The 19,821-nt window shown below is 49.3% G+C and carries 20 protein-coding genes and 1 tRNA gene; 13 read left to right on the top strand and 8 right to left on the bottom strand.

What is annotated here, in order from left to right; genetic code table 11:
• Window position 1: 1 nt before the first annotated feature.
• The 3 genes from xylB (at window position 2) to yiaA (ending at window position 2,448) form a co-directional block, all read left to right on the top strand.
• Window positions 2-1,456, top strand: a complete 1,455-nt coding sequence (gene xylB / locus BEG40_RS17605) for a xylulokinase (RefSeq protein WP_000275355.1) — start codon at window positions 2-4, stop codon at window positions 1,454-1,456.
• 167 nt (window positions 1,457-1,623) lie between these two features.
• The gene (gene yiaB, locus BEG40_RS17600) at window positions 1,624-1,965 is read left to right on the top strand and encodes an inner membrane protein YiaB (RefSeq protein WP_105285842.1); all 342 of its coding nucleotides are present in this window, start codon (window positions 1,624-1,626) and stop codon (window positions 1,963-1,965) included.
• A 45-nt stretch (window positions 1,966-2,010) separates the two neighbouring features.
• Complete coding sequence (yiaA, locus tag BEG40_RS17595; RefSeq protein WP_010349690.1) at window positions 2,011-2,448, top strand: inner membrane protein YiaA; 438 nt, start codon at window positions 2,011-2,013, stop codon at window positions 2,446-2,448.
• A 41-nt stretch (window positions 2,449-2,489) separates the two neighbouring features.
• Here the strand turns inward: yiaA and BEG40_RS17590 are convergent, their stop codons facing one another.
• Window positions 2,490-3,485 carry an acyltransferase gene (locus BEG40_RS17590; protein WP_001182629.1) on the bottom strand — a complete coding sequence of 332 codons (996 nt, stop codon included), beginning with the start codon at window positions 3,483-3,485 and terminating at the stop codon, window positions 2,490-2,492.
• Between the two features lie 174 nt (window positions 3,486-3,659).
• Here BEG40_RS17590 and BEG40_RS17585 point away from each other — a divergent pair, with 174 nt between their 5' ends.
• The 4 genes from BEG40_RS17585 to hokA all read left to right on the top strand — a co-directional run bounded on the left by BEG40_RS17585 (window position 3,660) and on the right by hokA (window position 7,520).
• Complete coding sequence (locus BEG40_RS17585) at window positions 3,660-3,959, top strand: YsaB family lipoprotein (RefSeq protein ID WP_000980219.1); 300 nt, start codon at window positions 3,660-3,662, stop codon at window positions 3,957-3,959.
• Between the two features lie 94 nt (window positions 3,960-4,053).
• Entirely contained in the window at window positions 4,054-4,965 is a 912-nt protein-coding gene (glyQ, locus tag BEG40_RS17580) for a glycine--tRNA ligase subunit alpha (protein WP_001168544.1), read from the top strand.
• 9 nt (window positions 4,966-4,974) lie between these two features.
• Window positions 4,975-7,044, top strand: coding sequence for a glycine--tRNA ligase subunit beta (glyS, locus tag BEG40_RS17575; RefSeq protein WP_105285841.1), 2,070 nt, complete (start codon window positions 4,975-4,977; stop codon window positions 7,042-7,044).
• A 323-nt stretch (window positions 7,045-7,367) separates the two neighbouring features.
• Window positions 7,368-7,520 carry a type I toxin-antitoxin system toxin HokA gene (hokA, locus tag BEG40_RS17570; RefSeq protein WP_001135738.1) on the top strand — a complete coding sequence of 51 codons (153 nt, stop codon included), beginning with the start codon at window positions 7,368-7,370 and terminating at the stop codon, window positions 7,518-7,520.
• On the opposite strand, the gene BEG40_RS22170 is transcribed toward hokA, so the two are convergent.
• From BEG40_RS22170 to BEG40_RS17560, 3 genes are all read right to left on the bottom strand, one after another.
• Entirely contained in the window at window positions 7,497-7,568 is a 72-nt protein-coding gene (locus BEG40_RS22170; protein WP_219906482.1) for a hypothetical protein, read from the bottom strand. The genes hokA and BEG40_RS22170 overlap by 24 nt on opposite strands.
• A gap of 138 nt (window positions 7,569-7,706) precedes the next feature.
• Window positions 7,707-7,919: a transcription antiterminator/RNA stability regulator CspE gene (gene cspE / locus BEG40_RS17565; RefSeq protein WP_000014594.1), complete on the bottom strand. Its 213-nt coding sequence runs from the start codon at window positions 7,917-7,919 to the stop codon at window positions 7,707-7,709.
• A 280-nt stretch (window positions 7,920-8,199) separates the two neighbouring features.
• Entirely contained in the window at window positions 8,200-8,490 is a 291-nt protein-coding gene (locus BEG40_RS17560) for an HTH-type transcriptional regulator (RefSeq protein WP_010344962.1), read from the bottom strand.
• 432 nt (window positions 8,491-8,922) lie between these two features.
• Here BEG40_RS17560 and BEG40_RS17555 point away from each other — a divergent pair, with 432 nt between their 5' ends.
• Complete coding sequence (locus tag BEG40_RS17555; RefSeq protein ID WP_000190517.1) at window positions 8,923-9,633, top strand: DUF3053 domain-containing protein; 711 nt, start codon at window positions 8,923-8,925, stop codon at window positions 9,631-9,633.
• A gap of 49 nt (window positions 9,634-9,682) precedes the next feature.
• Here BEG40_RS17555 and ghrB read toward each other — a convergent pair whose 3' ends face one another.
• Together ghrB and BEG40_RS17545 are read right to left on the bottom strand one after the other, a co-directional pair.
• Window positions 9,683-10,657 carry a glyoxylate/hydroxypyruvate reductase GhrB gene (gene ghrB, locus BEG40_RS17550; protein ID WP_000805002.1) on the bottom strand — a complete coding sequence of 325 codons (975 nt, stop codon included), beginning with the start codon at window positions 10,655-10,657 and terminating at the stop codon, window positions 9,683-9,685.
• Between the two features lie 103 nt (window positions 10,658-10,760).
• Window positions 10,761-11,420 (bottom strand): OmpA family lipoprotein, encoded by a 660-nt coding sequence (locus tag BEG40_RS17545; RefSeq protein WP_000747625.1) that lies wholly within the window; start codon window positions 11,418-11,420, stop codon window positions 10,761-10,763.
• Between the two features lie 152 nt (window positions 11,421-11,572).
• Here BEG40_RS17545 and bisC point away from each other — a divergent pair, with 152 nt between their 5' ends.
• On the top strand, window positions 11,573-13,906 hold the full coding sequence (bisC, locus tag BEG40_RS17540; RefSeq protein ID WP_105285840.1) for a biotin sulfoxide reductase: 2,334 nt from the start codon (window positions 11,573-11,575) through the stop codon (window positions 13,904-13,906).
• On the opposite strand, the gene BEG40_RS17535 is transcribed toward bisC, so the two are convergent.
• Both BEG40_RS17535 and tag read right to left on the bottom strand, forming a co-directional pair.
• Window positions 13,875-14,315 carry an N-acetyltransferase gene (locus BEG40_RS17535; RefSeq protein WP_000617463.1) on the bottom strand — a complete coding sequence of 147 codons (441 nt, stop codon included), beginning with the start codon at window positions 14,313-14,315 and terminating at the stop codon, window positions 13,875-13,877. The genes bisC and BEG40_RS17535 overlap by 32 nt on opposite strands.
• A complete protein-coding gene (gene tag, locus BEG40_RS17530) occupies window positions 14,312-14,875 on the bottom strand; it encodes a DNA-3-methyladenine glycosylase I (protein WP_016160034.1) in 564 nt (187 codons plus the stop codon). Before tag ends, BEG40_RS17535 begins: the two co-directional genes overlap by 4 nt.
• Before the next feature lie 157 nt (window positions 14,876-15,032).
• Here tag and BEG40_RS17525 point away from each other — a divergent pair, with 157 nt between their 5' ends.
• From BEG40_RS17525 to BEG40_RS17505, 4 genes are all read left to right on the top strand, one after another.
• Window positions 15,033-15,731, top strand: coding sequence for an autotransporter outer membrane beta-barrel domain-containing protein (locus BEG40_RS17525; RefSeq protein WP_105285839.1), 699 nt, complete (start codon window positions 15,033-15,035; stop codon window positions 15,729-15,731).
• A gap of 228 nt (window positions 15,732-15,959) precedes the next feature.
• Window positions 15,960-17,162: an L-lactate MFS transporter gene (locus tag BEG40_RS17515; RefSeq protein WP_000189032.1), complete on the top strand. Its 1,203-nt coding sequence runs from the start codon at window positions 15,960-15,962 to the stop codon at window positions 17,160-17,162.
• Window positions 17,163-17,503: 341 nt separating this feature from the next.
• A complete protein-coding gene (gene eptB / locus BEG40_RS17510; protein WP_105285838.1) occupies window positions 17,504-19,195 on the top strand; it encodes a kdo(2)-lipid A phosphoethanolamine 7''-transferase in 1,692 nt (563 codons plus the stop codon).
• A gap of 91 nt (window positions 19,196-19,286) precedes the next feature.
• A tRNA-Pro gene (locus tag BEG40_RS17505) sits at window positions 19,287-19,363 on the top strand.
• The last annotated feature ends 458 nt before the right edge of the window (window positions 19,364-19,821 follow it).

Here is a 19,821-nt window from a genome sequence, read left to right as displayed (position 1 = left end):
TATGTATATCGGGATAGATCTTGGCACATCGGGCGTAAAAGTTATTTTGCTCAACGAGCAAGGTGAAGTGGTCGCTTCGCAAACGGAAAAACTAACCGTTTCGCGTCCGCATCCACTCTGGTCGGAGCAAGATCCGGAACAGTGGTGGCTGGCGACTGGTCGCGCGATGAAAACCCTGGGTGAACAGCATTCTCTGCGAGACGTTAAAGCATTGGGTATTGCCGGGCAAATGCATGGTGCAACTTTACTTGATGCTCAGCAGCGGGTGCTACGTCCCGCCATTTTGTGGAACGACGGGCGCTGCGCGGAGGAGTGTGCCTTGCTGGAAGCGCGAGTTCCGCAGTCGCGGGATATTACAGGCAACCTGATGATGCCCGGATTTACCGCGCCTAAATTGCTGTGGATTCAGCGAAATGAGCCAGAGATATTCCTTCAGGTAGACAAAGTATTATTGCCGAAAGATTATTTGCGTCTGCGGATGACTGGAGAATTCGCCAGTGATATGTCTGATGCAGCTGGCACCATGTGGCTGGATGTCGCAAAGCGTGACTGGAGTGATGTTATGCTGGAGGCTTGCCAGTTATCTCGAGATCAGATGCCAGCATTATACGAAGGCAGCGAAATTACCGGCACTTTGCTACCTGAGGTTGCAAAAGCGTGGGGAATGAATGCAGTGCCGGTTGTTGCGGGCGGCGGCGATAATGCGGCTGGCGCGGTTGGTGTGGGTATGGTTGATGCCAACCAGGCAATGTTATCGCTGGGGACTTCAGGCGTTTATTTTGCGGTGAGCGAAGGTTTCCTCAGTAAGCCGGAAAGTGCCGTACATAGCTTTTGTCATGCATTGCCGCAGCGTTGGCATTTAATGTCTGTGATGTTGAGTGCGGCGTCGTGTCTGGACTGGGCGACGAAATTAACCGGTCTGAGTGATGTCCCTGTTTTAATTGCCGCAGCCCAGCAGGCCGATGAGAGCGTCGATCCTGTCTGGTTTTTGCCTTATCTTTCTGGCGAGCGTACGCCGCACAATAATCCACAGGCAAAGGGCGTTTTCTTCGGCCTCACCCATCAACACGGCCCCGCAGAACTGGCACGCGCGGTACTGGAAGGCGTGGGGTATGCGTTGGCGGATGGCATGGATGTCGTACATGCCTGTGGCATTCAACCGCAAAGCATTACACTGATTGGTGGCGGAGCGCGTAGCGAGTACTGGCGTCAGATGCTGGCGGATATTAGCGGTCAGCAACTGGATTACCGCACGGGGGGGGATGTGGGGCCAGCATTAGGCGCAGCAAGGCTGGCACAGATTGCGGTAAATCCAGATAAATCTCTCATTGAGTTGTTGCCGCAACTTCCTTTAGAACAGTCGCATCTGCCGAACGCGCAGCGTTATGCTGCTTATCAGCCACGGCGTGAAACGTTCCGTCGTCTCTATCAGCAACTTCTGCCGCTAATGGCATAATATTTCCCCCTGCCTTATGTGGCGGGGGATAATCTCCATCTATATATATTTAGAATATATTAATTTTTTATATGGATTTATTCTGAAAATCATTTGTTAATGGTGTTTTTCAGTTTTGTCTTTCGTTGGTTACTCGTAATGTATCACCGGTAGATACGGAGATCGTTATGAAAAACTCAAAGACTGTGGCAAAACTATTATTTGTGGTCGGGGCGCTGGTTTATCTGATTGGATTATGGATCTCATGTCCATTGTTAAGTGGCAAAGGCTATTTTCTTGGCGTGTTAATGACGGGGACTTTTGGCAACTATGCCTATCTGCGCGCAGAGAAACTCGGGCAACTGGATGATTTCTTTATTCGCATTTGCCAGTTAGTTGCGTTAATCACTATCGGCCTTTTGTTTATCGGCGTTTTAAACGCACCCATTAACGCTTATGAAATGGTGATCTACCCGATTGCCTTTTTTGTTTGCTTGTTTGGTCAAATGCGCTTGTTTCGCTCGGCATGATCGCCATAAAGCTCTTAATAGTTCAGGAATGAAAGGAAATCTGTGATGGAAAACAAAATATCAACCTATTCTCCGGCATTCAGTATTGTGTCATGGGTAGCTCTTGCTGGTGGTATCGTTACCTATCTGTTGGGGCTATGGAATGCAGAGATGCAGCTAAATGAAAAGGGATATTATTTTGCCGTATTGGTGTTAGGGCTGTTTTCGGCAGCTTCCTATCAAAAGACCGTTCGGGATAAGTATGAAGGTATTCCTACCACATCTATTTATTATATGACCTGCCTGGTGGTATTTATCATCTCTGTCGCGTTACTGATGGTAGGTCTGTGGAATGCAACGTTATTACTCAGTGAAAAAGGCTTTTATGGTCTGGCCTTCTTTTTAAGCTTGTTTGGTGCAGTAGCGGTGCAGAAAAATATCCGTGATGCCGGAATCAACGCCCCAAAAGAAACGATGGCTGCGCAGGAAGAATATAGCGAATAATCCAGGTAAGCCCGGTCAGCCCAGTGTGACCGGGTTTTTACTTAACTCACTAATCTGTTTTTATCGATTCGTTGCACCAGCACAGAAAGTAACAAGCTTGCTGCCAGCGTCGCGCAAAAGATCCAAATAATATCCAGTATTGGCCAGCTTTTAAGCTCAATACCACTGGTGCGCAGCGCATGGATAATCAACGCGTGGAACCCGTATATACCCAGAGAATGACGGGATATCAGTCCAAGCCCGCTAACAGTACGCGTATCCAGTGTATTTTTTACCAGAGTCAGTAACGCAATTGCGCAGATAAAAACCATCGGCCCACAGTAAAGATACCAGGTATCGGCAAAATTTCCGCGCCACCGTAATTCATATAATGTCCCACGAGAGATAATAAATACCCCGGCTATAAACAGTGCGGCGCTCATCCACGACAGTGGCTTATGTTGCGTGTCCATCATCCCAATGGCGCGGCCCAACATGCCATACAGGATGTAGTAAAAGGTATCGCCATTGATATATAAGTTAATTGGTAGCCATTCAAAACCGTCGATCTTCTGTGGCACAGTGTTTGGGTTGGCGATGATGCCAATCACCACCATTAGCACCAACAACATTTTACCGCCGACGTGCTTTACCTGAATCAGCGGCGAAACCAGATAAATCACCGCAATCGCGAAGAAAAACCATAAGTGATAAAACACCGGCTTTTGCAGCAGATTTTTCAGCGATAACTCCACATTGATGGAAGTAAACAGTGCAATGTAGAGCAGTGCGACAGTGCTATAAAACAGCAGGCATAAGCCGATACGTAAGAAATGACGCAGCTGGGCGCTACGTTCGCCAAAAAAGAGATAGCCGGAAATCATGAAAAATAGCGGTACGCTGACACGAGAGGCAGAATTTAGAATATTCGCGATATCCCAAGTGATGGGGTTAACACTATGGGCATTGGTCACATACCAGGTAGTGGTGTGAATCATCACCACCATTAAACACGCTATCCCTCGCAGGTTATCAATCCAGTAAATTTTGGGCTGCATCTGTGTCTCTGTATCTGGTTAAAAAAAGTCTGACCGATAAATCATTCGGTTGGCGCACTGGAATAATCTGAGTTTTATCACTACAGCTTATAGAGGCTTGAGGAAATTCGTAAGATATCAGCCACTATACCGATATAAATAATAAGACTCACCTGCAAACCAGACGGTAATTTAATGATGATGAACTATTTCTTTCCGGCAATGGTGCTTATGGTGTTAGTGGGATGCTCGACACCGCCACCCGTACAGAAAGCACAACGGGTAAAAGTTGATCCTCTGCGTTCGTTGAATATGGAAGCCTTGTGCAAGGATCAGGCAGCAAAACGTTATAACACCGGCGAGCAAAAAATCGACGTCACCGCATTTGAACAGTTCCAGGGGAGTTACGAAATGCGCGGCTATACCTTTCGGAAAGAGCACTTTGTCTGTTCTTTTGACGCAGATGGCCATTTTTTGCATCTTTCCATGCGTTAAGCCCTGCTTTTTCCCGTTTCGTACTGTATATCTTCCATCCAGCGGGTATACTGATCCCTTCCTTTAAATCCACACGTATCCAGCACGAAATAATATGCAAAAGTTTGATACCAGGACCTTCCAGGGCTTGATCCTGACCTTACAGGATTACTGGGCTCGCCAGGGCTGCACCATTGTTCAACCATTGGACATGGAAGTCGGCGCGGGAACCTCTCACCCAATGACCTGTCTGCGCGCGCTGGGGCCAGAACCGATGGCGGCTGCTTATGTCCAGCCTTCTCGTCGCCCGACCGATGGTCGCTACGGCGAAAACCCCAACCGCTTACAGCATTACTATCAGTTCCAGGTGGTCATTAAGCCATCGCCGGACAATATTCAGGAGCTGTACCTCGGTTCCCTGAAAGAGCTGGGAATGGACCCGACCATCCACGATATTCGTTTCGTGGAAGATAACTGGGAAAACCCGACGCTGGGTGCCTGGGGTCTGGGCTGGGAAGTGTGGCTGAACGGCATGGAAGTGACTCAGTTCACTTACTTCCAGCAGGTTGGTGGTCTGGAGTGTAAACCGGTTACCGGCGAGATCACCTATGGTCTGGAACGTCTGGCGATGTACATTCAGGGCGTAGACAGTGTTTATGACCTGGTCTGGAGCGACGGCCCGCTGGGTAAAACCACTTATGGCGACGTGTTCCATCAGAACGAAGTGGAGCAGTCCACTTATAACTTCGAATACGCGGACGTGGACTTCCTGTTCACCTGCTTCGAGCAGTACGAGAAAGAAGCGCAGCAGCTACTGGCACTGGAAAATCCGCTGCCGCTGCCTGCCTACGAGCGTATTCTGAAAGCCGCCCACAGCTTCAACCTGCTGGATGCGCGTAAAGCCATCTCCGTCACCGAGCGTCAGCGTTATATTTTGCGCATTCGCACCCTGACCAAAGCAGTGGCAGAAGCATACTACGCTTCCCGTGAAGCCCTCGGCTTCCCGATGTGCAACAAAGATAAGTAAGAGGCGGCTATGTCTGAGAAAACTTTTCTGGTGGAAATCGGCACTGAAGAGCTGCCACCAAAAGCACTGCGCAGCCTGGCTGAGTCCTTTGCTGCGAACTTTACTGCGGAGCTGGATAACGCTGGCCTCGCTCATGGCACCGTTCAATGGTTTGCTGCTCCGCGTCGTCTGGCGCTGAAAGTAGCTAACCTGGCGGAAGCGCAACCGGATCGTGAAATCGAAAAACGCGGCCCGGCGATTGCCCAGGCTTTCGACGCCGAAGGCAAACCGAGTAAAGCAGCAGAAGGCTGGGCGCGTGGCTGCGGGATCTCCGTTGACCAGGCCGAGCGTCTGACTACTGACAAAGGTGAATGGTTGCTGTATCGCGCTCACGTGAAGGGCGAAAGCACCGAGGTGCTTGTACCGAACATGGTAGCCACTTCGCTGGCGAAACTACCGATCCCGAAACTGATGCGCTGGGGCGCGTCTGACGTGCACTTTGTGCGTCCGGTGCACACCGTAACTTTGCTGCTGGGCGATAAAGTCATTCCGGCAACTATTCTGGGTATTCAGTCCGATCGCGTAATTCGCGGACATCGCTTTATGGGTGAGCCGGAAATTACCATCGACAATGCCGATCAGTATCCGGAAATTCTGCGTGAGCGCGGTAAAGTCATTGCCGATTACGAAGAGCGTAAAGCGAAGATTAAAGCCGATGCTGAAGAAGCGGCGCGTAAGATTGGTGGTAATGCTGACTTAAGCGAAAGCCTGCTGGAAGAAGTGGCTTCGCTGGTTGAATGGCCGGTTGTTCTGACCGCGAAATTCGAAGAAAAATTCCTCGCTGTACCGTCTGAAGCACTGGTTTATACCATGAAAGGTGACCAGAAATACTTCCCGGTGTATGCGAATGACGGCAAACTGCTGCCGAACTTTATCTTCGTTGCCAACATTGAGTCGAAAGATCCGCAGCAGATCATTTCCGGTAACGAGAAAGTCGTTCGTCCGCGTCTGGCGGATGCCGAGTTCTTCTTCAACACCGACCGTAAAAAACGTCTGGAAGATAACCTGCCGCGCCTGCAAACCGTACTGTTCCAGCAACAGTTGGGGACACTGCGCGATAAAACTGACCGCATTCAGGCTCTGGCTGGCTGGATCGCTGAACAGATTGGCGCTGACGTTAACCACGCAACTCGTGCGGGGCTGCTGTCCAAGTGTGACCTGATGACTAACATGGTCTTTGAGTTCACCGACACCCAGGGCGTTATGGGTATGCACTACGCGCGTCATGATGGTGAAGCGGAAGATGTCGCGGTGGCGCTGAACGAGCAGTATCAACCGCGCTTTGCTGGTGATTCCCTGCCGTCTAACCCGGTAGCCTGTGCGCTGGCGATTGCTGACAAGATGGATACCCTGGCGGGCATCTTCGGTATTGGTCAGCATCCAAAAGGTGATAAAGACCCGTTTGCACTGCGTCGTGCGGCGCTGGGCGTGCTGCGTATTATCGTTGAGAAGAACCTCAATCTTGATCTGCAAACGCTGACCGAAGAAGCGGTGCGCTTGTACGGTGATAAGCTGACTAACGCCAATGTGGTTGATGACGTTATCGACTTTATGCTCGGTCGCTTCCGCGCCTGGTATCAGGACGAAGGTTACACCGTCGACACCATCCAGGCGGTACTGGCGCGTCGTCCGACTCGTCCGGCTGATTTCGATGCGCGTATGAAAGCAGTATCGCACTTCCGTACCCTGGAAGCAGCGGCAGCACTGGCGGCGGCGAACAAGCGTGTATCTAACATTCTGGCGAAATCAGACGAAGTGCTGAGCGATCGCGTGAATGCCTCCACCCTGAAAGAGCCGGAAGAAATTAAACTGGCGATGCAGGTGGTCGTATTGCGCGACAAGCTGGAGCCGTACTTCGCTGAAGGTCGTTACCAGGATGCGTTGGTCGAGCTGGCTGAGCTGCGTGAACCGGTTGATGCCTTCTTCGATAAAGTGATGGTTATGGTTGATGATAAAGATCTGCGTATCAACCGCCTGACCATGCTGGAAAAACTGCGCGAACTGTTCCTGCGGGTTGCGGATATTTCTTTACTGCAGTAATAACTCCTTTATTAAAAAGTCTGCCAGATGGCAGACTTTTTTTATCACTAAATAATACAGCTACCTGTAATAATCTTCTGCTGAATAAAAATTATCTCATATATTAATTTCATGAGATTTTTTTTCGGAATTTATTAAGGAGAGGAAAAGAGGTTATTACGCTAAAATAAGTCTGGGTGCTTGAGACTGTTTGTCTCAGGTATTCACCAAAAGGCAGACAGAGAAAAGCCCCACCTGACTATAAATCAAAGTGAGGCTGCCCTATGCCTGAACACCATAAGGTTAGCCTCTTACTCGTTGGAAATCAACACAGGAGGCTGGGAATGCCGCAGAAATATAGATTGCTTTCTTTAATAGTGATTTGTTTCACGCTTTTATTTTTCACCTGGATGATAAGAGATTCACTGTGTGAATTGCATATTAAACAGGGAAGCTATGAGCTGGCAGCATTTTTAGCCTGCAATTTGAAAGAGTAAGAGTCTTCGGCGGGAAATTATTCCCGCCTTTCTTACGGCGTTGCGCATTCTCAATGCACCCAAATTTATTCTTTATAAAAATAATAATAGATTGTATTACGCGATCGATTATTCATTTCCTGAAAAACAAATAAAAAATCCCCGCCAATTGGCAGGGATCTTAGATTCTGTGCTTTTAAGCAGAGATTACAGGCTGGTTACGTTACCAGCTGCCGGGCCTTTAGCGCCGCTTTCGATGGTGAAGGACACTTTCTGACCTTCGTCCAGAGATTTGTAACCATCGTTCTGGATAGCAGAGAAGTGTACGAACACGTCTTTAGAGCCATCGTCAGGAGTGATGAAGCCGAAGCCTTTGTCAGCGTTGAACCATTTTACGATACCAGTCATTTTACCGGACATAGTGTATTACCTTTAATAATTAAGTGTGCCTTTCGGCGATATGGCGTGCTTTACAGATTTTGAAGCGTTAAAGGAATGTGCACTACGAGGGGTATCAACGATAACTCTTGAAGGGACTTGCCTTACTACACTGCTTTAATGGTCTGTACGTCAAACCGTTGATGTGCATTAAGCCACGCATTGAATGGTGATGCAACAATTATTTTCCATATTTATGATTAATTGGTCGGAAAACGGTCCTGTCATCAGGACCGTAAACATCAATACAGTGGATAAAAGTCTATTCCATCAACTGTTTACTTAATGCTGGGTTGGCCTGGATCAGGCGCATCAATTTTAGTTCGGCACTGGAAGGCTTTACGCGTCTGGACTCCCATTCTTTCACCATGGCTACTGATACGCCCAAAACCCGGGCGAAATCATCAATTTTTAACCCTGTCCCTTTACGTAATTGCTCAATTTCGGTACAAGGCGTTGTTCTGTGCGTCAGGGTAATCTTTTGCGTTTCATCTTTAAAAACAATTTGTTCCAGGCTACTCAACAGCTCATGCATTGGATCTTTATATTCCATTGAAAACTCCTCAAATCACACTGCGGGATCGTGAATTTCATCGAAGCTCATTAAGAATAGTCGGGAAAAGCAGACACAGCGGGGAGAAACCCGTGAGTGATTTAAGTATGATTCGATTCAGCTGCTAAGTTGCCGTGACTTATAGTCGCCTAACAATATGATTAATGCCGATATATTTCGTTGCGTCCTGGGATTGTAAAGATTCCGAAAATCTGGCCTACCAAGAGGAGGGAGGGGCTGGCCACAAAAACGCAATAATAATGCCTGTTTTTAACAATAAAACAACAAATTAACTCTTCTTCATTTTCTACATCATTTTCCCAGGAAGATTATGCATAAAGGGTATCCTGTAAGCCTGTCCTGGACTATCCTTGTCAGCGTCAGACACGCGTGTGTCGTTGTGCGCTTTTTTTGGGTGAAAGGAGTAAGAAAATGGCGACAGGAAAGTCCTGCTCTCGCTGGTTTGCGCCTCTTGCGGCGTTATTAATGGTAGTTAGCCTGAGTGGGTGTTTTGATAAAGAAGGCGATCAGCGTAAAGCGTTTATCGACTTCCTGCAGAATACAGTGATGCGTAGCGGTGAACGTCTACCAACCCTGACTGCCGATCAGAAAAAACAGTTTGGTCCTTTTGTCTCTGATTACGCGATCCTGTATGGCTATTCCCAACAGGTTAATCAGGCGATGGATTCCGGTCTGCGTCCGGTTGTAGACAGCGTTAACGCGATTCGCGTACCACAGGATTATGTCACGCAAAGTGGTCCACTGCGTGAAATGAACGGATCTCTGGGCGTACTGGCGCAACAATTGCAAAATGCGAAGTTGCAGGCCGATGCCGCACACTCTGCGCTAAAACAGACCGATGACCTGAAACCGGTCTTTGATCAGGCATTCACTAAAGTAGTGACGACCCCAGCTGATGCGTTGCAACCGCTGATTCCGGCGGCTCAAACGTTTACGCAGCAACTGGTGATGGTGGGGGACTACATCGCTCAACAAGGTACTCAGGTGAGCTTTGTCGCGAATGGCATCCAGTTCCCGACTTCACAGCAGGCGAGTGAATATAACAAACTGATTGCGCCATTACCGGCACAGCATCAGGCGTTTAATCAGGCCTGGACTACGGCAGTTACTGCAACCCAATAAAGAGTAAAAGCCCGAGCGATTATCGGGCTTTACTCCACGCAGTCGCGGCTTAGTCCGCGACGTGCGGATTCACACAGTTCTTCTCAACCTTCCCCTGCAACGCATTAATCAAATTATCCACGGCACAGGCAGCCATGCCATAACGCGTCTCATGAGTGGCTGAACCAATATGCGGTACTGCAACGACATTTGCCATTGAGAGCAACGGCGAATCTACTGGCAATGGCTCTTGTTCGAAGACATCCAGACCAGCGGCGTGAATTTCCCCTTTCTGCAACGCTGCAATCAGCGCATTTTCGTCAACTACCGGGCCACGCCCTGCATTAATGAAAATAGCGGAGGATTTCATTTTGGCGAATTGTTCCGCGCCAAACAGGTGATGAGTTTCTTCAGTTAGCGGCAGGATCAGGCAAACGAAATCTGATTCTTGTAACAGCGTATCCAGATCGCAGTAGCGGGCGTTAAAGCGTTCTTCTGCTTCTTTATGGTGGCGGCGAGCGTTATAGAGAATTGGCATGTTGAAGCCAAAATGCGCGCGCTGTGCCAGCGCCATGCCGATCCGTCCCATCCCGACAATGCCCAGTGTTTTATGGTGAACATCAATGCCGTACCAGTCCGGGCCGATATTGGCGGTCCATTCACCTGCTTTTACGCGTTCTGCTACCTCCACAACCCGGCGAGCGGTAGATAACACCAGCGCCATCAGCGTATCGGCGACGGTTTCTGTTAATACGGTTGGCGTATGCATCAGCAGGATTTTTCGGGCGTTAAGCGCGTCGACATCGAAATTGTCATAGCCGACGGAGATAGTTGATGTGGCACGCAGTTTTGGCATCTTTTCCAGCAATGCGGCATCAACATTCTCGTTTGAACCCAGTAAACCTTCAGCTTCGGCAAAAATCGCCGCGTTTTGTTCGATGGTTTGTGGATTGAGGTTTGCTACCTGGTGAACGGTGAAATGCTCTTGCAGGCGTTGCAGTAGATCATCAGGTAAGGCTTTGTAGAGGATAACGGACGGCTTCATTCTTCTCTCCATTCACTGATAAGGCGATCACCTTAGCCTGAAACATGATGAAGGAAAACTGAAGAATGCCAGGTGATTTCTGCATCACCCGGCATGAAAGGGATTAGAGCGGGCTTAAAGTGATTTCTACGCGGCGGTTTTGCGCTTTTCCTTCTGCGGTGCTGTTGCTGGCGATCGGATTAGCCGGGCCAAGACCCTGAGTACGGATGCGGCTGGCGTCCACGCCCTGGGTGATCAACGCGCTGGCAACGGAATCCGCACGCTGCTGGGAGAGACGCATGTTCAGGTCGTGACCACCCGTGCTGTCGGTGTAACCAATCACGTTAACCGCTGTTTTCGGATACTCTTTCAGCACCATTGCCACGCCAGTCAGCGTGTTAGCACCAGCCGGTTTCAGAGTTGCGCTGCTGCTGTCAAAGGTCACATTGTTCGGCATGTTAAGGATAATGTTGTCCCCGCTACGGGTTACGCTAACGCCGGTGCCGCGCATTTTGTCACGCAGCTTCGCTTCCTGCACATCCATGTAATAACCAACACCGCCGCCCAGGGCCGCGCCAGCGGCTGCGCCAATAAGCGCACCTTTACCGCGATCTTTCTTCGAAGAAGAGAGTGCGCCAATACCCGCGCCAACGAGAGAGCCCAGACCTGCACCGATAGCAGATTTACCTGCTTCACGTTCGCCGGTGTAAGGGTTAGTTGTACAGCCAGATACCGCCAGAGCGCCGCTCACGACGGCAGCAATAAGATAAACACGTTTCTTCATTGTTAATCCTTAATAACCTTTTTATTCTTGTTCACGGGTGCCGTGGCGGGAGATTATGCCGTGTGAACATGAAGATTATTCCTGGGAATACTCGGAAATTTGTAAGTAATATTTAACTGCTCAATACATCTAACCTTTCAGGAGCCTTCGGTTTGGCCAATTCATCCTCACGTTATTCCGTTCTTACTGCCGCCCACTGGGGACCCATGCTGGTTGAAACCGACGGCGAAACCGTGTTTAGCTCGCGTGGCGCGTTAGCAACAGAGCTGGAAAACTCCTTGCAGAGCGCGGTTCGCGACCAGGTTCACAGCAATACGCGGGTGCGATTTCCAATGGTGCGCAAAGGCTTTCTCGCGTCTCCAGAAACCCCACAAGGCATTCGTGGGCAGGATGAATTTGTTCGCGTGAGTTGGGATGAGGCGCTGGAGCTCATCCACCATCAACATAAACGTATTCGTGATGCTTATGGACCGGAGTCGATTTTTGCTGGTTCCTACGGCTGGCGTTCAAACGGTGTATTGCATAAAGCGTCAACTTTATTACAACGCTATATGGCGCTGGCAGGCGGTTATACCGGACATCTGGGGGATTATTCGACCGGCGCGGCACAGGCGATCATGCCGTATGTCGTGGGGGGTAGCGAAGTCTATCAGCAGCAGACCAGCTGGCCGCTGGTGCTGCAACATAGCGATGTGGTGGTGCTGTGGAGTGCTAACCCTCTAAATACGCTGAAAATTGCGTGGAATGCGTCCGATGAGCAGGGGCTTTCTTATTTTTCCGCATTGCGTGATAGCGGGAAAAAACTGATCTGTATTGATCCCATGCGATCGGAAACCGTCGATTTCTTTGGCGATAAAATGGAGTGGATAGCGCCACATATGGGCACCGATGTGGCATTAATGCTGGGGATCGCCCATACGCTGGTGAAAAACGGCTGGCACGATGAGGCGTTTCTGGCGCGTTGCACCACGGGTTATGACATCTTCGCTTCTTATTTGCTGGGTGAGAACGATGGAATAGCGAAAACCGCCGAATGGGCGGCGGAGATTTGTGGCATTTCAGCGGAGAAAATTCGCGAGCTGGCGGCTATTTTCCACCAAAACACTACGATGCTGATGGCGGGATGGGGAATGCAGCGCCAGCAGTTTGGTGAGCAAAAACACTGGATGATCGTCACGCTGGCGGCAATGTTGGGGCAAATCGGCACACCCGGTGGCGGTTTTGGCCTTTCTTACCATTTTGCTAATGGCGGCAATCCGACCCGCCGCGCTGCGGTGCTCTCTTCCATGCAGAGTAGTTTGCCTGGCGGCACCGATGCAGTAGATAAAATCCCCGTTGCCCGTATCGTTGAAGCATTAGAAAACCCCGGTGGCGCATATCAACACAACGGCATGAACCGACATTTTCCGGATATTCGTTTTATCTGGTGGGCGGGCGGCGCCAACTTTACTCATCATCAGGATACTAACCGCTTGATCCGCGCCTGGCAAAAACCAGAGCTGGTGGTGATATCTGAATGCTTCTGGACGGCGGCGGCGAAACACGCCGATATTGTCCTCCCTGCAACCACCTCGTTTGAGCGTAATGATCTCACTATGACCGGAGATTACAGCAATCAGCATCTGGTGCCGATGAAACAAGTGGTGCCACCGCGTGATGAAGCACGTAATGATTTTGATGTTTTTGCTGAATTAAGCGAACGGTGGGAAAAGGGCGGTTATGCGCGATTTACGGAAGGAAAAAGTGAGCTGCAATGGCTGGAAACGTTTTATAACGTCGCCCGGCAGCGTGGGGCAAGTCAGCAGGTACAATTGCCGCCATTTGATGAATTTTGGGAAGCCAACCAATTAATTGAGATGCCGGAAAACCCAGACAGTGAGCGGTTTATTCGCTTCGCCGATTTCTGCCGCGATCCGCAGGCTCATCCGTTAAAAACCGCCAGCGGCAAGATTGAAATATTCTCGCAGCGCATTGCGGATTATGGTTACCGGGATTGTCCGGGACATCCAACGTGGCTGGAGCCGGATGAGTGGCAGGGCAATGCCGAACCGGAACAGTTGCAGGTACTTTCTGCTCACCCGGCACATCGTCTGCACAGTCAGCTGAATTACAGTTCTCTACGCGAATTGTATGCGGTGGCAAATCGTGAACCTGTCACCATTCACCCAGAGGATGCGCGGGCGCGCGGCATACAAGATGGCGATACAGTTCGGGTGTGGAACTCGCGCGGGCAAATCCTTGCCGGAGCAGTCATTAGCGAAGGTATTAAGCCAGGCGTGATTTGTATTCACGAAGGTGCATGGCCAGATCTGGATTTATCTGCTGGCGGCATTTGTAAAAATGGTGCGGTTAACGTGCTAACTAAAGACCTTCCCAGCTCGCGGCTGGGGAATGGCTGTGCGGGTAACACGGCGCTGGCGTGGCTGGAAAAATATAATGGCCCGAAGCTGTCGCTTACGGCGTTTGATCCGCCTGCCAATCCATAATCCAGGTAGGGAGTTGGGTTTCCTCCTGCCATGCGCAGTCGACAATATGAAACCCCTGCGCATGGTAAAAATCTAGCGCCGGTTGGTTTTTTTGATAAACCTCCAGCAACAAATGGGGATGGCGCTGCTGTACATATTGCATCAGCGCCTTACCGATACCGCGCCTGATGGCCTTCGGTGCAACGAACATTGCTGCCAGAAATCGTCCCTCCATAATGCTGACAAAACCGAGAAATTCACCATCGTCTTCCCACACCCAGTTTTGCGCGTTGGCAAGATATGCATCACGTACCAGCGGAATGCAGTCACGCCAATAGCTTGTTTCTATAAAGGGATGTCCCCAGCTTGTGCTTTCCAGCCATAACTCCAGAATCGCGGGCAGTTCCGAACGTTGCGCTTCCCGAATCATGTTTTGTTCTCCGGATGGCAACAGCAGCTAACCACATGATCATTCACCAGCCCACATGCCTGCATAAAGGAGTAACAAATCGTCGAGCCAACAAACTTAAAGCCGCGTTTTTTCAGAGCCTTGGAGAGCGCGTCGGAGGCGGGCGTTGAAGTAGGGATTTCGCTCAATGTTCTGGCTTGTGTCACTTGTGGCTGGTGGTTTACGAACGACCAGACAAAGTCGGCAAACGGTTCGCCGTTTTGCTCCATTTGCAGGTAAGCGCGCGCATTGCCGATAATGGCCTGGATTTTTCCACGATGGCGAATAATCCCGGCATCCTGTACCAGTCTTTCGATATCGTCTTCCTCCATTGCCGCAACCTTGACGGGATCAAACTGATGAAAACAAGCGCGATAATTTTCACGTTTTTTGAGGACGGTAATCCAGGATAACCCAGCCTGTTGTCCTTCAAGGCAGATCATTTCGAACAGTTTTTTACTGTCGGTTTCAGGCACGCCCCACTCATTATCGTGGTAGGCAATATAAAGTGGATCCTGACTCACCCAGCCGCAACGTTCCATACTTTCCCTCGTTATATACCCGGTCGTAAAAATTTCACCTGCTTTTCTTGACGCATCGGTGAAAAAGTCAATATTTAATACAGGGCTAATATGCCCGATATCCTTCATACAATGACAATAATATCGCCGAATTCGGCTCTTTCCTGGAGTCGTGTTAATGATCATAAAAAAATGCGGTGGCCACTGGACGTTAAGTTTGCTGGCGAGCGTTGTAACCAGTTCTCTTTTTCTCAACACAGCTTATGCCTGGCAACAAGAATATATCGTTGATACGCAGCCTGGGCATACTACGGAGCGTTATACCTGGGATAGCGATCACCAACCTGATTACAATGATATTTTGTCGCAACGTATTCAAAGTAGCCAAAGGGCGCTGGGACTGGAAGTCAATCTGGCGGAGGATACGCCTGCGGATGTGACCAGTAGTATGAGTATGGGCTGGAATTTCCCTTTATATGAACATGTTACAACAGGCCCAGTCGCCGCATTGCATTATGATGGTACGACCAATTCGATGTATAACGAGTTTGGCGACAGCACTGCAACATTGACCGATCCGTTATGGCATGCCAGCGTCAGTACATTAGGCTGGCGTGTTGATTCCCGGCTTGGTGATTTTCGTCCCTGGGCGCAAATCAGCTATAACCAGCAATTTGGCGAGAATATCTGGAAGGCTCAATCAGGCCTGAGCCGCATGACGGCGACAAATCAGAACGGCAACTGGCTTGATGTGACGGTGGGAGCCGATATGTTGCTTAATCCAAATATTGCCGCTTATGCCGCGTTATCTCAGGCAGAAAACAGCAACAATAATAATGATTATTTGTATAGCATGGGCGTTAGCGCCAGATTTTAACTTGTCATTTACAATTCAAGGCCGTGTATAACAATCATTGTGCTGATAGTGGGTACTAACTGACATAATTATTATTGCGGTGAATATTTGTCACGTCATTCATTCCTGAACTAAGGCATTTCATTCCGTTCTGATGGCATTTCATGCCGTTTTTCCCCTGGCATAAAGTGCACTTCGATATGGTTGTCGGCAGAGACCTTTCCTTTTTATTAATGCAGGAACACTGCCATGACACCTTCCAACTATCAACGTACGCGCTGGCTGACGCTTATCGGTACTATTATTACCCAGTTTGCCCTGGGGTCGGTTTATACCTGGAGCCTGTTTAACGGTGCACTTTCCGCCAAACTAGATGCACCGGTAAGCCAGGTGGCATTTTCTTTTGGCCTGTTGAGTCTGGGACTGGCAATTTCTTCTTCTGTCGCGGGAAAATTACAGGAACGTTTTGGCGTTAAACGCGTCACTATGGCTTCAGGTATTTTGCTGGGATTAGGCTTCTTCCTGACCGCGCATTCCAACAACCTGATGATGCTGTGGCTGAGTGCCGGTGTGCTGGTCGGTCTGGCAGATGGCGCGGGTTACTTGCTGACGCTCTCTAACTGCGTGAAGTGGTTCCCGGAACGTAAAGGTTTGATCTCCGCATTCGCCATTGGTTCCTATGGCCTGGGTAGCCTGGGTTTCAAATTTATCGACACGCAACTGCTGGAAACGGTCGGTCTGGAAAAAACCTTTATAATTTGGGGTGCGATTGCGCTGGTGATGATTGTTTTTGGTGCGACCTTAATGAAAGATGCGCCGAAACAGGAAGTCAAAACCCATAATGGTGTGGTGGAAAATGATTTCACTCTGGCAGAGTCGATGCGAAAACCACAATACTGGATGTTAGCGGTGATGTTCCTGACTGCCTGCATGAGCGGTCTGTATGTAATTGGGGTGGCGAAAGATATCGCCCAGAGTCTGGCGCATCTTGATGCAATTTCCGCAGCCAATGCAGTGACGGTTATTTCTATTGCTAACCTTTCTGGTCGTCTGGTGTTGGGTATTCTGTCTGACAAAATTGCCCGTATTCGGGTCATCACCATTGGACAGGTAGTTTCGCTGGTGGGCATGGCGGCACTGCTGTTCGCTCCACTCAATGCGTTAACGTTCTTCGCAGCGATTGCCTGCGTGGCCTTTAACTTCGGCGGTACAATCACGGTGTTCCCGTCACTGGTCAGCGAGTTCTTTGGACTTAATAATCTGGCGAAAAACTACGGTGTAATTTACCTCGGTTTCGGTATTGGTAGTATTTGCGGCTCGATTATTGCCTCACTGTTTGGCGGTTTCTATGTGACCTTCTACGTGATTTTCGCCCTGCTGATTCTGTCTCTGGCACTTTCTACGACTATTCGCCAACCAGGACTCAGAGCGTTTCGTGAGGTGCATGGTTAAGTTTGGCGACTGGTTTCAGTCTCGTCCTGAGATAGAGTGGCACATTTTTCACCGTGAATGAGCCAATGTATCAAAACAATTCAGGATGAGTCATTGATAAAGTTGGGGCCAGTTAGCTGGCCCTTTTAAGTGTTCAATTAATGAAAGTCTCCTTTCATACTTGCATTTTTGTAAATTTGTGCTTCATGCACACTCTTTCCCCACACTTTTTCCCTTTGCTGTGGTCTACTTATTCGCGCGTGTAGATTTTACTTATCTGGCTACCTCCGCACTTTTCCCCTGCCGGGCCTGAAAAGCCGCTAAGCAGGGTGTTATCACCTGTTTGTCCAGGGTTTGTTTGCATGAGATATATCAAAACGATAACGCAGCAAAAGCTAAGCTTTTTGCTCGCTGTCTATATTGGTTTGTTTATGAATTGCGCAGTCTATTTCCGTCGGTTTGATGGTTACGCGCATAACTTCACTTTTCTTAATGGTGTCTCGGCGGTTATCGAACTGGCAGGGACGGTTCTGGCAACCTTCTTCTTTTTACGCTTAATTTCACTCTTTGGCAGAACGGCCTGGAAAGTGCTGGCTTCATTGCTGGTGCTGATTTCTGCCGGAGCCAGTTACTACATGACATTTATGAACGTCATGATTGGCTACGGGATTGTCGCTTCGGTGATGACCACCGACATCGACCTGTCGAAAGAAGTGGTTGGCTGGACACTTATCGCATGGGTTGTACTGGTGAGTATTATCCCGTTGCTCTTTATCTGGATGAACCGCTCACAAGACACCTTCTGGCGTCAGCTTTGTACCCCGAAAACACGCTGGCGTAGCGCGCTTACTGTGCTGTTAGCGGGCTTGCTGGTATGGGGCCCAATCCGTCTTATGGATGTAGCACAAAAGCGTGCAGACCGCATGGCTGGGGTGGATATGCCAAGTTATGGCGGGGTGCTGGCGAACTCTTATTTACCCTCGAACTGGCTTTCTGCGCTGGGTCTGTACGCCTGGGCGCAAGTGGATGAATCTTCTGACAATCGTTCGTTGATGAATCCGGCGAAAAAATTCACCTATACCCCGACGCAAAATCTCGACGACACCTATGTGATTTTCATTATTGGTGAAACCACGCGTTGGGATCATATGGGGATGCTGGGTTACGAGCGTGATACCACGCCGAAGCTGGCGAAAGAGAAAAATCTGGTGATGTACCGTGGTTATTCTTGCGATACTGCGACTAAATTATCACTACGCTGTATGTTTGTTCGTGAGGGCGGAACGGAAGATAACCCTCAACGTACGCTCAAAGAGCAGAACGTATTTGCGGTTCTCAAGCAGTTGGGTTTTAGCTCTGATTTGTACGCCATGCAGAGCGAGATGTGGTTCTACAGCAATACCATGGCTGACAACATTGCCTACCGTGAGCAAATCGCGGCTGAGCCACGTAACCGTGGGAAAGCGGTAGACGACATGTTGCTGGTTAATGAAATTGAACGTTCTCTGGAGAAAAAACCAGAAGGTAAGCATCTGATTGTGCTGCATACCAAAGGGTCGCACTACAACTATACTCAGCGTTATCCACGTGAGTTTGCCCAGTGGAAGCCAGAGTGTTATGCAATTGATCGCAAATGTCCAAGAGCGCCGATGATTAACTCATACGATAACTCCATTACCTACGTAGATCATTTTATCGACTCGGTGATCGACAGATTCCGCGATAAGAAGGCCATTATTTTCTATGCAGCGGATCACGGTGAGTCGATTAACGAGCGTGAGCACTTGCATGGTACACCACGCGAATATGCACCACCGGAGCAGTTCCGCGTACCGATGATGGTCTGGATGTCAGATAAATATCTGGAAAATCCGGCCAATGCGCAGGCATTCGCGCAGTTGAAAAAAGAAGCCGATATGAAAGTACCGCGCCGTCACGTAGAGCTGTACGACACCATCATGGGCTGTCTCGGCTATACTTCACCGGATGGTGGAATTAACGAAAACAACAACTGGTGTCACATCCCACAGGCGAAGGCTGTTGTGGCTAACTAAACGGCCTGCTGACTTTCTCGCCGATCAAAAGGCATTTTGCTATTAAGGGATTGACGAGGGCGTATCTGCGCAGTAAGATGCGCCCCGCATTCGGTGATTGGCGCAGCCTGGTAGCGCACTTCGTTCGGGACGAAGGGGTCGGAGGTTCGAATCCTCTATCACCGACCAATTTAGAAAAACCAGCCTACGGGCTGGTTTTTTGCTTTCTGCGGTCTGAAGAGGATGAGAACCTCCGGGGGCAGTGAGGTTCGACTCGACGTAGGCCTGATAAGACGCGCCAGCGTCGCATCAGGCAAATGTGCCAGCCCATTGTCGGATGCGGCGTGAACACCTTATTCGACCTACACATCACACATTTCCCTGCCAAATTTGCGCCCCATATCTCACTATCCATTAACGGATTTGTGACAGAAACCATTGTCTTTTTTTATATTTGCTTAAATCTATTATTGCGTTACTTATGGCTGGCGCTGGCATTTTCCGCTGTGCGTTTTAGCGTTCATGGTATTAATCGCTCAGATATCCACCTTTTCCTCAGATTTTTTTCATTAAATGCATAAAACTTAATCACTAGACTGGCCCCCTGAATCTCCAGACAACCAATATCACTTAAATAAGTGATAGTC

The organism is Escherichia sp. MOD1-EC5495, from assembly GCF_002965965.1.
Lineage (GTDB): Bacteria > Pseudomonadota > Gammaproteobacteria > Enterobacterales > Enterobacteriaceae > Escherichia > Escherichia ruysiae.
The sequence above is the reverse complement of the archived record's forward strand: the minus strand, read 5'-3'. Positions and strand labels throughout refer to the sequence as shown.

Bases quoted from the DNA above. Each gene is read 5' to 3' on its own strand.
- eptB (WP_105285838.1), top strand. From the start codon at position 17,504: ATGAGATATATCAAAACGATAACGCAGCAAAAGCTAAGCTTTTTGCTC.
- yiaB (WP_105285842.1), top strand. From the start codon at position 1,624: ATGAAAAACTCAAAGACTGTGGCAAAACTATTATTTGTGGTCGGGGCG.
- cspE (WP_000014594.1), bottom strand. From the start codon at position 7,919: ATGTCCGGTAAAATGACTGGTATCGTAAAATGGTTCAACGCTGACAAA.
- BEG40_RS17585 (WP_000980219.1), top strand. From the start codon at position 3,660: ATGATGATGAACTATTTCTTTCCGGCAATGGTGCTTATGGTGTTAGTG.
- BEG40_RS17545 (WP_000747625.1), bottom strand. From the start codon at position 11,420: ATGAAGAAACGTGTTTATCTTATTGCTGCCGTCGTGAGCGGCGCTCTG.
- BEG40_RS17590 (WP_001182629.1), bottom strand. From the start codon at position 3,485: ATGCAGCCCAAAATTTACTGGATTGATAACCTGCGAGGGATAGCGTGT.
- BEG40_RS17535 (WP_000617463.1), bottom strand. From the start codon at position 14,315: ATGATTCGGGAAGCGCAACGTTCGGAACTGCCCGCGATTCTGGAGTTA.
- xylB (WP_000275355.1), top strand. From the start codon at position 2: ATGTATATCGGGATAGATCTTGGCACATCGGGCGTAAAAGTTATTTTG.
- yiaA (WP_010349690.1), top strand. From the start codon at position 2,011: ATGGAAAACAAAATATCAACCTATTCTCCGGCATTCAGTATTGTGTCA.
- tag (WP_016160034.1), bottom strand. From the start codon at position 14,875: ATGGAACGTTGCGGCTGGGTGAGTCAGGATCCACTTTATATTGCCTAC.
- BEG40_RS17515 (WP_000189032.1), top strand. From the start codon at position 15,960: ATGACACCTTCCAACTATCAACGTACGCGCTGGCTGACGCTTATCGGT.
- hokA (WP_001135738.1), top strand. From the start codon at position 7,368: ATGCCGCAGAAATATAGATTGCTTTCTTTAATAGTGATTTGTTTCACG.
- BEG40_RS17525 (WP_105285839.1), top strand. From the start codon at position 15,033: ATGATCATAAAAAAATGCGGTGGCCACTGGACGTTAAGTTTGCTGGCG.
- ghrB (WP_000805002.1), bottom strand. From the start codon at position 10,657: ATGAAGCCGTCCGTTATCCTCTACAAAGCCTTACCTGATGATCTACTG.
- BEG40_RS17560 (WP_010344962.1), bottom strand. From the start codon at position 8,490: ATGGAATATAAAGATCCAATGCATGAGCTGTTGAGTAGCCTGGAACAA.
- glyQ (WP_001168544.1), top strand. From the start codon at position 4,054: ATGCAAAAGTTTGATACCAGGACCTTCCAGGGCTTGATCCTGACCTTA.
- glyS (WP_105285841.1), top strand. From the start codon at position 4,975: ATGTCTGAGAAAACTTTTCTGGTGGAAATCGGCACTGAAGAGCTGCCA.
- BEG40_RS17555 (WP_000190517.1), top strand. From the start codon at position 8,923: ATGGCGACAGGAAAGTCCTGCTCTCGCTGGTTTGCGCCTCTTGCGGCG.